The sequence below is a fragment of the Puniceicoccus vermicola genome (assembly GCF_014230055.1).
GTDB lineage: Bacteria > Verrucomicrobiota > Verrucomicrobiia > Opitutales > Puniceicoccaceae > Puniceicoccus > Puniceicoccus vermicola.
Genome location: NZ_JACHVA010000040.1, coordinates 60,903 through 74,784 on the forward strand (window position 1 = coordinate 60,903; position 13,882 = coordinate 74,784).

Sequence of the window (13,882 nt, forward strand, 5' to 3'; positions counted from 1 at the left end):
GAAGAGGAGGAGACTCGGATTTGCAAAATATGGGAAACTAGAAAATGAAGCCTCAAAATCAACGATCCCCTGATCACCTATCCAAGGGGGCCCCTCAAGCCTCCGCACACGGCTTCAGCAGACAGGCTTTTCCCAGCCTTTCGACCAGCAAGGGAGGAGTCTGGAACACACACCTTTCAGCTCCATTACTTGAGCGTCAGGCCTCCGCATTGGAACGCGGAATTCATTCCGCCCCGCATGCCTCTCGGCCTATTCAGCTTGAAAATAGCCCCCTAACCTAAGAAACCGTCTCAGTCGGGATGAACCCCAAGTAACCATTCTCCCCTCCTCCCAAAACGGGCCGGGTCGTGCGAATGCGCGCACCGAGCATTCCCATTAGTGAATAGAGGCCAAAGTAAGCCCGATTGACATAGAGACCGTGCGCGGAACCCCGACCGGAACCAACCTTCCGGATTTCCGGGTCGTTGCCAGTGCGCTCCCCAAATTCACGAACTTCTTCGAGGTAGCCGGGATCGCCGAAATCAAACTCACCTTCGACAAAAGGACGGGAAAGGAGCTGCACGGATTCGCGGAACATGGCCATTAAAACCTCTCGGGCGCGCTCCGAATCGGAATCGAGAACCAGATCGAGATTCCGCAACGACTTTTCCAGCAGGGCCGGATCCGTGGCAACGCCGGGCTCCAACAAGCGAAAATAGGCTTCGTGAAAATCGTCGGGGATCTCTTTCACACACCCGAAATCAAGAACCCACAACTCCCCATCCTTAACAAAGAAATTTCCGGGATGAGGATCGGCGTGAAAAGCTCGCAAAGCGTGGACCTGGTGATGATAGAAATCCCACAAATGCTGCCCGATACGATTCCGCAACTCCGGCGCAGGATCGGTTTCAATGAATCGGTCGAGAGGAACTCCTTCGACCCACTCCATGGTGAGAATGCGTCGAGTCGAATACTCGGGAAAATACCTCGGAATACGTACTGGCACCGAGCCCAGAGTCCGCTCCGCAAGGTCGGTCCCCCTTCTCCACTCCATCTCATAATCGGTCTCCTCAATGAGCCGGGCTTTCACCTCCTCAAGGTAGGGGTCGATTTCGGCCGCTGAGAGTTGGAATAAACGCATGGCAAACGGGCGGACTAGACGCAGATCGTTCTCCAAACTGGCGGCGACTCCTGGATACTGCACTTTGACCGCAAACTCCCGACCGTCCTTAACCGCTTTATGCACCTGACCAATCGAAGCTCCACTCACGGCTTCCCGACTGAACTCGTCAAAAATTTCCAAAGGGCTTCGCCCAAACTCCCGACGAAAGGTTCGCTCGACCAAGGGATAGGACAATGGCGGCGCTTGGTAATGAGCTTTTGAAAACTCCGTCGCGTAGGCCGTTGGCAGCAAGGCCGTGTCGATGCTCAACATTTGGGCAATCTTCAAAGGCCCGCCCTTCAACCGACTCAAGGCGCCATAGGAATCCGACGCATTGGCGCGATGCAGGCTCTCACGGTCATCCTTTCCGGTCACCAAACGCTTGGCGCGGTACCGGGTGTAGTTCACACCGATCTTCGCACCCGCATTGACCAAGGCAGCTGCACGCCCGATCTTTCCCTTGGGGATCGAGGTCTGCTCTTTCATCACTTCTTTCCGGAAAGAAACCGGAAAAAATCAGCCGCCGACTCGGGGATCCGGGTGTCAGCCAGATCGAAAAAGAGCCGGGACGACTTTTCAACGAAAGCATCGGTACTCTCGAAATTCTCCGAATCATCCTCCAAGTGGTATTTCAAGATCGCCCGAAAATGCCCATAGAGGAGCTTCGCCACCTTTTTATCTGCCTTCAACTTCGTGGCCAGCTTGCCTTCTCCCACCTCTTCAGCTGCGACTGGTTCCGCCCACTCCAAGAAGGATTTCCGGAATCGTTCCAACGTTTTCGGATCGGGTGCTGGGAACTTCCTGGGAAACCGCGCCAGATACCAAGACCTTTGTCCCCGGATCGCTTCGAGAAAGGTATAGAAAAAAGCCAAAGCTTTCTGCCTCGGTGGATAAGTCGCATACTCCTCATCCGCCTCCAGCATTTCCCGAACGTGGTGCAACCGCTCGGCCCAGATAGCTCCCTCCAGAGACTCCAATGTCGGGAACTCGGCAAAAAATTCTTCCTCACCGATTTCCAGCAAGCGACAAAAGGCGAAAACGGAAGGCGGCGGCTTGCCATTCTCTAAAACGTAAATCCGATACGTTTCCATCCACTTCGAAAGATCCCGCTTTTCTGCCGCTTCTGCCATGGAGGAAAAGGGAAGCGAAAGCTCGGCAATTTCAAGTACGGCCCACCGAATCCTAGCGATGCAGAACGAGGAAAAACCATTGCGGCGGACATCCAAGGTGGGAAGGTTGCTTTAGCACCCTCCTTCTTCCTCTGGCCAACCGTAGAAATGGCTATCGCAATTCCTCTCCGGCGCTTTGGGGCCGTAACGCGAGGGCTACGGCCCCAAAACTATCAAGGCGTCCGAAAAAAAGGCGCTCCTCCTTTCGGAGAAGCGCCTGATAAATTGAGTTGGACTCGGGGTCTTAGACCGCTTGTTCGCTGGTCTCTTCCTCGGTCGGTTCCGCTTCGGCTTCGAGGCCCAAGGTATCGATCCTCAGGTGACGATAGGCAGGGAGACCGGAACCGGCGGGGATCAGATTCCCCATGATGACGTTTTCCTTGAATCCCTTGAGATCGTCGGACTTGCCGAGGGTGGCAGCGTCGGTGAGAACGCGAGTCGTTTCCTGGAAGGATGCAGCCGAGATGAAACTTTCGGTTTCGATCGAGGCCTTGGTAATACCGAGGAGAACGGGCTCGGCTTCCGCAGGCTTACCACCGGCTTCTTCCAAGCGCTCGTTTTCTTCCATGAACGTGAAGCGATCGATTTGCTCACCCCAGAAGAACTCGGAGTCACCCGGATCGGTGATCCGGACCTTCCTCAGCATCTGAGAGAGGATCACTTCGATGTGCTTGTCGTTAATGGTCACACCCTGGAGACGATAGACCTTCTGAATTTCGGTCAGGAGGTATTCCTGAACGGCGTTCGGTCCGAGAATCTCGAGCATTTCGTGCGGATCGGCGGCGCCTTCAGTGAGGTGCTGCCCCTTGGTCACGTAGTCCCCGGGCTGCACGATGAGGTGCTTGCCGTGCGGGATGAGGTGTTCTTCGGTTTCCTCGTCATCCTTGGTGATGCCGTTGTTGGCGACATCATCCGGATTCATCTTGGTCACGAAGAGGCGGCGCTTGCCGCGAACCGTTCCCGAAATCACGACGCGACCGTCGATCTTCGCCATGTCAGCGGCTTCCTTCGGACGGCGGGCTTCAAAGAGCTCGGCCACGCGGGGAAGACCCCCGGTAATGTCCTGCGTCTTGGAGGCCTGACGCGGAGTCTTGGCGAGCCATCCACCACGGTCGACGTCGTCCCCTTCTTCGACCACGATCTGAGCACCGACCGGAATCGCATAGGTAGCGATTTCCTTGTCGCTCTCGTCGAGGATCAAAACTTGAGGATTCAAGTCTTCCTTGTGCTCGATGACCACGTTGGTAATCCCCTGCGACTCAGGATCCTGCTCACGCTTAATGGTGACCCCTGGAATCATGTCGCGGAAGCCGATCTTTCCTCCCTTTTCAGAGAGAATCGGAACACTGTGCGGATCCCATGCGGCAAGGAGTGTGCCGGGCTCGGCTTCTTCTCCGTCAGTAACGAAGAGAATCGAACCGACTGGAATCTTGTAGTTTTCCAGCTCCTTGTCGTTCGCATCGGTGATGCTGATCGTACCCGTCTTGTTGAGAACAACGTAACGTCCGTCGGCCGTCTCCACCTTGCGGAGATCTTCCGAGTAGTTCACTTTACCTCCCTTACGGATGACGATCTTCGGATCGCGGAGAACCTGGCTGGCGATCCCTCCGATGTGGAAGGTACGCATGGTCAGCTGGGTGCCCGGCTCACCAATCGACTGAGCGGCGATAATCCCGACAGCGGTTCCGATATCAACGGTGCGGCTGGAGGCCGGGTTGATTCCGTATTCGCGGGCGGTGATCCCATCACGCTGACGAGTCGTCAACGGGGAGAGAATCTTGATCCGCTCGATGCCGAGGGTCTCGATTTTCTTACCCACCGATTCGCTGATCTGCTCGCCGCCTTTGACGAGGATCTCAGAAGGCTCGGTTGGGTTCGGCACGTCGTCCGCAGAAGTCCGTCCGACAATTCGTTCGGCCAGGCCAACAATGGTTTCGTCACCATCCATGATCGCGCGCTTCCAGATCCCGTTACGGTTTCCGTCGTCGTCGCAGGTGGTGATGCAATCCATGGCCACGTCACAGAGCTTACGGGTAAGGTAACCCGCATCCGCAGTCTTAAGCGCGGTATCGGCCAATCCCTTACGAGCACCGTGAGTGGAGATGAAGTATTCAAGAACGGTCAGACCTTCGCGGAACGAAGAAAGAATCGGGCGTTCGATAATATCACCGGACGGCTTGGCCATCAGTCCGCGTTGACCGCAAAGCTGACGAACCTGCTGCTTATTACCACGAGCACCGGAGTGCATCATGAGATAAACCGGATTGACCTTATCGACCGTCGAGTTCGCTTCGAGACCGGTGTAAACCGCTTCAGCAATATCGTCGGTGAGCTTCGACCAGATCGCGATGATCTTATTGTATCGCTCACCCGGAGTCAGCTGCCCCTTGCGGTACTGCTTTTCCACTCCGTCGATCTGCTTGCGCGCTTCCGAAATCATCTTCGGCTTCGAAGGCGGAATGATCATATCGTCGATCCCGATCGAGATCCCGGCGCGAGTCGCGGTCTTGAAACCAACTTCCTTCAGGCGGTCGAGAGTACGAATCGTCTCTTCCTGTCCGGTGACCCGGTAGGTCGCGAGAATGAGGTCGCCGAGCTTACCCTTCGGGGCCAGTTCGTTGTAGAAACCAACTTCGTCCGGCCAGATGGTGTTGAAGATCACACGACCAACGGTGGTGCGGAGAATCTTCTTCTCTGGCTTCCCGAAGGTGGTCTTCTTCCCGTAGTCTGGGTTCCGGATGTCGATCCAGTCATGCTTCTTGAGAACGTGCTCTGCCTCCGCGACCATGACTTCGTCAATGCTTCCCATGAGGGGAACATGAACGCCTTCAGCCGGCGGATTCTTCGGCTCCATGCTGAGGTAGTAGGAACCGAGCACGATGTCCTGAGACGGCGTGAGAATCGGCTTACCACTCGAGGGCGAGAAGATGTTGTTCGTCGCCATCATCAGCATCTTGGCTTCCATGACCGCCTCAATCGAGAGCGGCACGTGGACGGCCATTTGGTCCCCGTCGAAGTCGGCGTTGTAAGCCGTGCAGACGAGCGGGTGAACGCGGATGGCATCCCCTTCAATCAGAGTCGGCTCGAAGGCTTGAATCGAAAGGCGGTGAAGGGTCGGCGCACGGTTGAGGAGCACCGGATGGCCCTTGGTCACCTCTTCCAGAATGTCCCACACTTCGGGGGAACGTTTCTCGATCATCTTCCGAGCACCGCGGACGGTGTGGACGAAGCCGAGTTCCTTCAGACGACGAATGATGAATGGTTCGAAGAGGACGAGAGCCATCTTCTTCGGCAGACCGCACTGGTTGAGCTTGAGCTCAGGACCGATGACGATAACCGAACGACCGGAGTAGTCGACGCGCTTACCGAGAAGGTTCTGACGGAAACGACCCTGCTTCCCCTTGAGCATATCACTCAGGGACTTGAGGGGACGATTTCCTGCACCGGTCACGGCGCGGCCATGACGACCGTTATCAAAGAGAGCGTCTACAGCTTCCTGCAGCATGCGCTTCTCATTGTGGATGATGACGTCCGGAGTCTTGAGCTGCAGAAGGTTCCGCAGACGGTTGTTCCGGTTGATCACACGACGGTAGAGGTCGTTCAGGTCGGAAGTCGCAAAGCGGCCACCTTCCAAAGGAACGAGAGGACGGAGGTCTGGCGGAATGACCGGCAGAACTTGGAGAACCATCCAGCCCGGCTCAGACTTCGACTCGATGAAGCCTTGGATCACCTTGAGGCGCTTGGAGAGCTTCTTCTTGATCTGCTTCGAACGGGTGGCGTGCATCTGCTCGTGGAGTTCGTCCACGAGAGGCTCGAGATCCATCGTGCCGAGAACTTCGTGAACGGCCTCCGCACCCATCTTGGCGACGAATGCATCTTCCCCGTACTCGTCCTGAGCCTGAAGGTATTCCTGCTCGGTGAGCAACTGCTTCAACTCGAGAGGAGTGCGACCGGGATCGGTCACCATGTAGTTCTCGTAATAAACGACGCGCTCGAGGCTGCGTGCGGTCATGTCGAGAAGCAGACCGAGGCGACTCGGCATGCTCTTCAGGAACCAGATATGCGTAACCGGAACCGCGAGGTCGATGTGACCCATACGCTCACGGCGGACGCGGGAGACTGTAACTTCGACACCGCAGCGTTCGCAGACGGTATCCTTGTATTTAATTCCCTTGTACTTTCCGCAGCCGCACTCGTAGTCCCGAACCGGCCCGAAAATGCGCTGGCAGAAAAGACCGCCGGGCTCGGGTTTGAAGGTTCGGTAGTTGATCGTTTCCGGGTTCCGGACTTCCCCGCTACTCCATTCACGGATCGAGTCGGGCGAAGCGATCGCAATCGAGACGCTGTTGTAAAGTTCCTCGGGTTCGGCGGAAAAGCTTCCGCCTTTTTCTTCCATACTCATGACAAATCCTTTTCGGTTGCGATTACAACGACAGGGTTACCTTGCCACGCTTAACGTCGAGGCAGAGGCTCTGAATTTCCTTCATCAAAACGTTGAAGGACTGCGGCGTTCCGGCGGAGAGGCTGCGATCACCCTTAACGAGTGACTCGTAGATCTTCGTCCGGCCCTGGACATCGTCAGACTTGACGGTCAGCAGTTCCTGCAGCGTGTAGGCGGCACCGTAGGCTTCGAGAGCCCAGACCTCCATTTCCCCGAAGCGCTGACCACCATACTGAGCCTTACCACCCAACGGCTGCTGGGTAATGAGACTGTAGGGACCCACCGCACGGGCGTGAATCTTTTCAGCGACAAGGTGGTTCAGCTTCAACATGTAGATGTAGCCGACAACCACTTGCTGGTCGAGTTGTTCGCAGGTCTGACCGTCGTAGAGGATGCTCTTACCACTTTCCGGCAGCCCCGCATCGCGGAGATACTGACGAACCTTGGTCTCGGGAATACCATCGAAAATCGGCGTAGCGACCTTAATGCCCAACTTCTTACACGCCCAACCGAGGTGCGTTTCGAGAACCTGCCCCACGTTCATTCGACTCGGAACCCCGAGAGGATTCAGGCAGATTTCGATCGGCGTTCCATCCGGAAGGAACGGCATGTCTTCCTCGGGAACGATGCGGGCGACAACCCCCTTGTTCCCGTGACGACCGGCCATCTTGTCCCCGACCTGAATCTTACGCTTGGTGGCGACGTAAACCTTGACGCTCTTGATGACGCCTTGTTCGAGGTCATCCCCCTGCTCGACCGCGGTGATGCGGCGATCACGATCCTGCTCGATCTCGTCGAACTTCGTCTGGAAGCTCTTGACGATTTCCATGATCTTGATCCGCACTGGCGAAGGATCGATTTCGATGTGCTTCGAAACCTGAGCCAGCTTCCGGAGAAGAGTCTTGGTGATCTTGCGGTTTGCCGGGATGATGAGGTCACCGGTTTCCGAGTTCTTGACGTCGAGAGGAATCTTTTCCCCAAGAAGAATGTTCGAAAGCGACTCGGTCAGTTCTTCGCGCAGGCGCTCATACTGAACCTTGTAGTCTTCGTTGATCTTCTTCTTCTGACGGTTGCGGTCGGAAGCGGAGAGCTTCTCGGTTTCGCCTTCGACGCGGGTCGAGACCTTCACGTCCATGACGATCCCGGTCACACCGGAGGGAACCACGAGCGAAGAATCCTTCACGTCGGCAGCCTTCTCCCCGAAAATCGCGCGGAGGAGTTTTTCTTCCGGAGCGAGTTCGGTTTCGCTTTTCGGAGTGATCTTACCGACGAGAATGTCACCAGGCTTCACTTCCGCACCGACCCGGATGACACCGTTGTGGTCGAGGTTGCGGAGAGCTTCTTCCCCGACATTCGGAATGTCGTAGGTGATTTCTTCCGGTCCGAGCTTCGTATCGCGAGCCGTGACTTCAAAGTCCTCAATGTGAATCGAGGTGAAGATGTCATCCTTGATCATCTTCTCACTGAGAAGGATGGCGTCCTCGAAGTTGTAACCATTCCACGGCATGAAGGCCACGAGAACGTTACGTCCGATAGCGAGGTCACCTTGATCGGTGGCGGCGCCGTCGGCGAGGAGAGAACCTGGCTCAACTTTCTGACCCTTGTAAACGCGGGGCTGTTGGTTGAAGCAAGTTCCGGCGTTCGAGCGGAGGAACTTGCGCAGGTGATAAACGTAAACTCCCTTGTTGATATCGCTCTTCGGATTGCGGAGGAGCTTGCTGCTCGCTTCGCCGTCCGGAGTGATGATGATCCGGCGGGCGTCGACCGAGGCGATGACTCCATCAGCTTCGGCACGAATGACGGTCTTGGAATCGCTGGCTACGCGCCCTTCGATCCCAGTTCCGACAAACGGTGCTTCCGTCTGCAAAAGCGGAACCCCTTGACGTTGCATGTTCGATCCCATGAGCGCGCGGTTCGCATCGTCGTGCTCGAGGAACGGGATCAGACCCGCAGCCACGGAGACAACCTGCTTCGGCGACACGTCCATGTAATCGACGCGGTCACCCTCACACTCGAGGATCTGGTCGCGGAATCGGCAAGTGACCTTCCCGACAAAGTTTCCTTTGTCGTCGAGCTGCGAGTTCGCCTGAGCGATCACGTGCGGCTCTTCCTGGTCGGCGTTGAGGTAAACGACTTCGTCGCTGACCCGGCCATCCTTGACGACGCGGAAAGGAGTTTCGATGAAACCGAACTCGTTGACCTTCGAGTAGGTCGAGAGCGAGTTGATCAGACCAATGTTCGGACCTTCAGGAGTCTCAATCGGGCAGATCCGGCCGTAGTGACTCGGATGCACGTCTCGAACTTCAAACCCGGCGCGTTCACGATTCAGACCTCCCGGTCCGAGAGCGGAAAGACGACGCTTGTGGGTCAATTCCGCCAACGGGTTGATTTGGTCCATGAACTGAGACAGCTGACTCCGGGCAAAGAAATCACGGATGACCGTGCTCAGAGCCTTCGGGTTGATCAGCTTCTGCGGCATGATCGAGTCGACGCTTTGGTCGAGAAGAGTCATGCGCTCTTTGACCAAACGCTCCGTGCGGGCAAGACCGATACGGCACTGGTTGGCGAGAAGTTCGCCGACCGTACGCACACGACGGCTACCGAGGTGGTCGATATCGTCCACGTATCCATCGCCACGCTTCAGCTTAATGAGGTAGCGAGTGGATTCGACGATGTCCTCAACGTTGACCACGCGATTTTCAAGGTCGGTGGAAAGGTTGAGCTTCTGGTTGATCTTGTAGCGACCCACACGACCGAGGTCGTAGCGCTTCGGATCCTGCAATAGACGCTTCAGGAGAGCCTTGGCGTTGGCGGTTGTGGGAGGCTCACCAGGGCGGAGGCGCTTGTAGATGTCCTTGAGGGCTTCCTCCTCGTTACGAGTAGGATCCTTTTTCAGACAGCGGACAATCAGACCTTCGTCCGAAGTTGTGTCGATGACCGAGATCTTGGAGATTCCGGCCTTCTCGAACGAACGGATGGTGGTCTTGGTCAGCGGCTCGAAAGCACGCGCAAGAACCACTCCGCGCTCGGCATCGACGATGTCTTCGACGAGGATGAGGTTGGAGACGTTCTCCATGCCAAGCCCTTCGGATACGTTGAGCTCGCGGAGATCGTAGAAAAGATTGAGGATGTCGAAGTCCGAGCTGTAACCCATCGCACGCAGGAGCGTAGTGATGAGGAACTTGCGGCGACGGCGACGACGGTCCAGGTAAACGTAGAGCAGATCGTTTTGGTCGAACTGCGCTTCCAGCCATGTGCCCCGGTCCGGGATAATCCGGAAGGAGTGGAGCATTTTGCCGCTGGTGTGTGGTGCTTGCTCGAAGCAAAGGCCAGGCGAGCGGTGAAGCTGGGAAACGATCACACGTTCCGCTCCATTGATGATGAAGCTTCCGCGGGTGGTAATCATGGGCAGCTCGCCCATGTAGATTTCCTCTTCCTTCATCTGCTCCTCTTCGCGAAGCGAGAACTTCACGTAGAGACCTACAGAGTAAGTAACTCCGTCACGCAGGCATTCGATTTCGGAATATTTCGGCTCGGTCAGCTTGTAGCTCGAGAAGTCGAGCATGCAACGAGCGTCGTAGCTCTCGATCGGAAAGACGTCGCGAAATACAGATTGGAGCCCAACGTTTTTCCGTTGGCTCGGGGAAATTTCCATCTGCAGGAACTCGGTAAACGAGTCGATCTGGTTCTGGATAAGATTGGGTGGCTCAATGACCTCTTTCAGGCTTCCGAAGTTGATGCGTTCTGACATGGTGGCGATGATGCGGACAGGTTAGCGTAGATCCGAGGATACGGCGAGGACGCCGGGAATTAGAAACAGCACAGCCGCGCGGGAAAAACCCGCGCGGTCTGGCTGGAATTCGTTCTGTAAGAAAGAGCTTTCGATATTATTTGACCTCCACCTTGGCACCGGCGGCTTCGAGCTTCTTCTTGATCTCTTCCGCGTCGTCCTTCGTGGTGGCTTCCTTGACAGGCTTGGGAGCGCCTTCGACCAGTTCCTTGGCTTCCTTGAGCCCGAGACCGGTGATTGCGCGAATTTCCTTAATGACGGCAATCTTGTTGCCACCGAAGTCGGCGAGGATGACGTCAAATTCATCCTTTTCTTCTTCGGCTGGTGCATCGGCAGCAGCAGCTCCGCCAGCCGCTACAGCGACAGGAGCAGCAGCGCTAACGCCCCACTTTTCTTCCAGTTCCTTAACGAGACCTGCGATGTCGAGGACCGTCTGGGAGCTGAGCCATTCAATTACGTCTTCTTTTGTGATATCTGCCATAATTACCTCCTGAGCGGATAGGGACCGGTTTCGGCCTGTTTAAGAGGGAGCACCCTCCTACCCACTTCACTCTTGGTTGTTGGTTGTGTGTTGTTTGCTTTTCTTTCCTTCCCGTGGCCAATGGCCACCGGAAAAAATTAGTTGGACTCGCCTTTGTCGGCGTAGGCCTTGAGGACATTGACGACGCTTTGTGGAACCGCGTTGACGACGGTAACGAAGCGTTGTGCCGGAGTGTTGAGAAGCGAGAGGAACTTCGCACGGAGCTCGTCCAGACCGGGGAGGTCGGCGAGTTCGAGGAGTCCTTCGGTTTCCACGGCTTGATCACCGAGGAGGCCGACTTTCATCTCCACCTTTTCTTTGTCCTTGAAGAATTTCTTCAGGACCTTGGCCACGCCGGAGGGGTTTTCCCCACCCACGATAATGGCGGTCGGGCCATTCAGGTAATCCTTCAGGTCCGGCTTTTCGCGGCGGCGAAGAGCCAGGTTCAAAATGCTGTTCTTGACCACGTGGAACTCGGCGTTTTCAGCAGCGAGTGATTCACGGAGCGCTTCCGTTTCTTCAACGGTGATGCGCTCGTAGTTGGTCAGGAAAACGTAGTCGGACTTGTCGAGGTGTTGGTCGACGTCGCGAACGAGAAGTTCTTTTTCCGGTCTCATTTGAGAATTCTGCTTGGGTTGATCAGTAGTTACCGTAGATCGATGGCGAGAGCTTGATGCTCGGGCTCATCGTCGAGCTGATGGCCAATCCACGGATGAACTTGCCACGGAGGGTCTCCGGACGGGCGCGTCCGAGGACTTCGATGGCGGCGGTGGCATTTTCGGCGAGTTGCTCAGCCGAGAAGGAACGCTTTCCGACAACGATCGCGACATTGGCGGTCTTGTCCATTTTGAACTCAACACGTCCGGCCTTCACCGCTTGAATGGCTTCGGCGAGGTTATCAGAAACGGTTCCTGCCTTCGGGTTCGGCATCAAACCACGCGGTCCGAGAACCCGGGCGACTTTCCGAACTTCCTTCATGGCAGCAGTCGAGGCGACCGCCACGTCGAAGTCCATCCAACCTTCCTGAACCTTTTCGATCAGTTCGGCCAGACCGGCTTCGTCAGCTCCAGCTGCGAGGGCTTCTTCAGGATTTTCCGTGAAGGCAATCACCCGGACCGTCTTACCACTCCCATGAGGAAGGCTGACCGTACCACGCACCATTTGGGTGCTTTGCTTCGGGTCGACGAAGAGTCGGGCTTGTACTTCGACCGTCTCGTCAAAGGCGGCTTTTGGAAGTCCTTGAAGGACCGCGACGGCGTCTTTCAGCTCGAGAGCTTCCTGCTCAGGAGTGAGTTCGGCTGCCTTGCGGTAACGTTTGCTGCGTGTAGCTGTTGCCATGATGCAATTCTCTGTTTCTTTCGGTCTCCTGCTTCCCGTTGGGGAATCAGTCAACGACCTCAATGCCCATGCTGCGGGCGGTTCCCATAATGATTTTAGCGGCCTGATCCGGATCGGATGCATTCAGGTCGTTCTTTTTAATTTCTACGATCTCGTCGATCTGCTTGCGAGTGACCTTACCCACCTTGTCGCGGTTGGGTACACCCGATCCCTTGGCGATCCCAGCGGCCTTCTTCAAAAGAATCGGGGCCGGGGGGCTCTTCAGGATGTAGCTAAACGAACGATCAGCGTAAACGGTGATGACGACGGGAAGCACGGTCCCCGCCTGTTCTTTCGTCCGCGCATTAAAGTCCTTACAGAAGGCCATAATGTTGACCCCTTGCGCACCCAGTGCCGGACCGACAGGCGGTGCCGGATTGGCTGCACCTGCAGGCAGTTGCAGACGAATTTCTCCAATAACTTTCTTAGACATCGATATTCCTTACTCTTCGACCCTTTCAACCTGCCAATATTCCAGGTCGACGGGGGTAAACCGTCCGAAAATTGAAACCGAAACCTTGAGCCGTCCCCGATCCGGGTCGACTTCGTCGATCCGTCCAGTGAGGTTCGAGAAGGGTCCGTCGTTGATCTTCACTTCTTCCCCAATCTCGTATTCGACCTTCGGGCGTTCCTTGCCCTCGGCGTCGGTGACTTGCTTGAGGATCCGATCGATCTCTTCCTTCTTGAGGGGAACCGGGCGTTCGCCTCCAACAAAATTAATGACCCCTTGCGCGTCTTTCACGAAGTACCACGCTTCCTGGTCGAGATTCCCGTCGTCGTCGTACAAACGCATTTGCACGAAGATGTAGCCGGGATAGAATTTACGGGTGCGCTGAGACTTTTTCCCGCTTTTCACTTCCGTCACGGTCTCGGTCGGCATCAAAACCTCCAAAACCCGATCGCCCATTTCCTCAATCTCCACGAACTTGTCCAAGTAAGACTTGGCCTTTTGTTCTTGGTTCGAAAGGGTCTGGACGGCGAACCATCGATGGCCGCTCATTGTGCTATTGGAAACCATGATCTAATCTGGGACGGAAAGAAAAAAGAATCAGTTGAGGGGGCGAACCCACTCAGTGACCAACTCGATCGAGTTGAGGAGGAAGAAATCCGATACGCCGATAAAAGCCCCGAGGATCGCTACCCCGATCAGAACCACAATCGTATACTGCCTGAGTTCCTTCCGGGTAGGCCAAGACGCTTTCCGGAGTTCGAGAATGGTCTCTTTCCAGAAAGTTCGAATGGATCGGAATGGGTTTTTCATCAGGTGGTGCAGTAAAAAAGGGTGGCGGGAGAAGAGGGACTCGAACCCCCAGCCTACGGTTTTGGAGACCGTTGCTCTACCAGTTGAGCTATTCTCCCTCCTAAATAAATCGGTTCAGTTTTAGGATAGCGAATGCCGAGAACGCAAAAAAGCGTTCCCGGCATCCCCAAAAAGGCTAATTAT

Annotated in this window: 10 protein-coding genes and 1 tRNA gene; all 11 read right to left on the minus strand. The window is 55.8% G+C overall.

Translation table 11 applies throughout. The annotated features are described in order from the left end of the window. Positions 1-277: 277 nt before the first annotated feature. The 11 genes from H5P30_RS03805 to H5P30_RS03855 all read right to left on the minus strand — a co-directional run bounded on the left by H5P30_RS03805 (position 278) and on the right by H5P30_RS03855 (position 13,797). Complete coding sequence (locus H5P30_RS03805) at positions 278-1,627, minus strand: ABC1 kinase family protein (RefSeq protein WP_185691633.1); 1,350 nt, start codon at positions 1,625-1,627, stop codon at positions 278-280. Next, positions 1,627-2,271: a hypothetical protein gene (locus H5P30_RS03810; RefSeq protein ID WP_185691634.1), complete on the minus strand. Its 645-nt coding sequence runs from the start codon at positions 2,269-2,271 to the stop codon at positions 1,627-1,629. Before H5P30_RS03810 ends, H5P30_RS03805 begins: the two co-directional genes overlap by 1 nt. Before the next feature lie 283 nt (positions 2,272-2,554). Next, entirely contained in the window at positions 2,555-6,712 is a 4,158-nt protein-coding gene (gene rpoC, locus H5P30_RS03815; protein ID WP_185691635.1) for a DNA-directed RNA polymerase subunit beta', read from the minus strand. Between the two features lie 22 nt (positions 6,713-6,734). Then, positions 6,735-10,502 carry a DNA-directed RNA polymerase subunit beta gene (rpoB, locus tag H5P30_RS03820; protein WP_185691636.1) on the minus strand — a complete coding sequence of 1,256 codons (3,768 nt, stop codon included), beginning with the start codon at positions 10,500-10,502 and terminating at the stop codon, positions 6,735-6,737. Positions 10,503-10,638: 136 nt separating this feature from the next. Next, on the minus strand, positions 10,639-11,022 hold the full coding sequence (gene rplL, locus H5P30_RS03825) for a 50S ribosomal protein L7/L12 (protein ID WP_185691637.1): 384 nt from the start codon (positions 11,020-11,022) through the stop codon (positions 10,639-10,641). A 137-nt stretch (positions 11,023-11,159) separates the two neighbouring features. Then, positions 11,160-11,678 carry a 50S ribosomal protein L10 gene (rplJ, locus tag H5P30_RS03830; protein WP_185691638.1) on the minus strand — a complete coding sequence of 173 codons (519 nt, stop codon included), beginning with the start codon at positions 11,676-11,678 and terminating at the stop codon, positions 11,160-11,162. Positions 11,679-11,700: 22 nt separating this feature from the next. Further along, a complete protein-coding gene (rplA, locus tag H5P30_RS03835; RefSeq protein WP_185691639.1) occupies positions 11,701-12,399 on the minus strand; it encodes a 50S ribosomal protein L1 in 699 nt (232 codons plus the stop codon). Between the two features lie 46 nt (positions 12,400-12,445). Further along, on the minus strand, positions 12,446-12,871 hold the full coding sequence (rplK, locus tag H5P30_RS03840; RefSeq protein ID WP_185691640.1) for a 50S ribosomal protein L11: 426 nt from the start codon (positions 12,869-12,871) through the stop codon (positions 12,446-12,448). A gap of 9 nt (positions 12,872-12,880) precedes the next feature. After that, on the minus strand, positions 12,881-13,438 hold the full coding sequence (gene nusG, locus H5P30_RS03845; RefSeq protein WP_246459292.1) for a transcription termination/antitermination protein NusG: 558 nt from the start codon (positions 13,436-13,438) through the stop codon (positions 12,881-12,883). 48 nt (positions 13,439-13,486) lie between these two features. After that, positions 13,487-13,699, minus strand: coding sequence for a preprotein translocase subunit SecE (gene secE, locus H5P30_RS03850; RefSeq protein ID WP_185691642.1), 213 nt, complete (start codon positions 13,697-13,699; stop codon positions 13,487-13,489). Positions 13,700-13,721: 22 nt separating this feature from the next. Next, positions 13,722-13,797: transfer RNA gene (locus tag H5P30_RS03855), tRNA-Trp, on the minus strand. Positions 13,798-13,882 lie beyond the last annotated feature (85 nt).

What these genes read in the sequence shown, in the direction of transcription:
- H5P30_RS03805 (WP_185691633.1), bottom strand. Translation starts at nt 1,627, where the DNA reads ATGAAAGAGCAGACCTCGATCCCCAAGGGAAAGATCGGGCGTGCAGCT.
- H5P30_RS03810 (WP_185691634.1), bottom strand. Translation starts at nt 2,271, where the DNA reads ATGGCAGAAGCGGCAGAAAAGCGGGATCTTTCGAAGTGGATGGAAACG.
- rpoC (WP_185691635.1), bottom strand. Translation starts at nt 6,712, where the DNA reads ATGAGTATGGAAGAAAAAGGCGGAAGCTTTTCCGCCGAACCCGAGGAA.
- rpoB (WP_185691636.1), bottom strand. Translation starts at nt 10,502, where the DNA reads ATGTCAGAACGCATCAACTTCGGAAGCCTGAAAGAGGTCATTGAGCCA.
- rplL (WP_185691637.1), bottom strand. Translation starts at nt 11,022, where the DNA reads ATGGCAGATATCACAAAAGAAGACGTAATTGAATGGCTCAGCTCCCAG.
- rplJ (WP_185691638.1), bottom strand. Translation starts at nt 11,678, where the DNA reads ATGAGACCGGAAAAAGAACTTCTCGTTCGCGACGTCGACCAACACCTC.
- rplA (WP_185691639.1), bottom strand. Translation starts at nt 12,399, where the DNA reads ATGGCAACAGCTACACGCAGCAAACGTTACCGCAAGGCAGCCGAACTC.
- rplK (WP_185691640.1), bottom strand. Translation starts at nt 12,871, where the DNA reads ATGTCTAAGAAAGTTATTGGAGAAATTCGTCTGCAACTGCCTGCAGGT.
- nusG (WP_246459292.1), bottom strand. Translation starts at nt 13,438, where the DNA reads ATGAGCGGCCATCGATGGTTCGCCGTCCAGACCCTTTCGAACCAAGAA.
- secE (WP_185691642.1), bottom strand. Translation starts at nt 13,699, where the DNA reads ATGAAAAACCCATTCCGATCCATTCGAACTTTCTGGAAAGAGACCATT.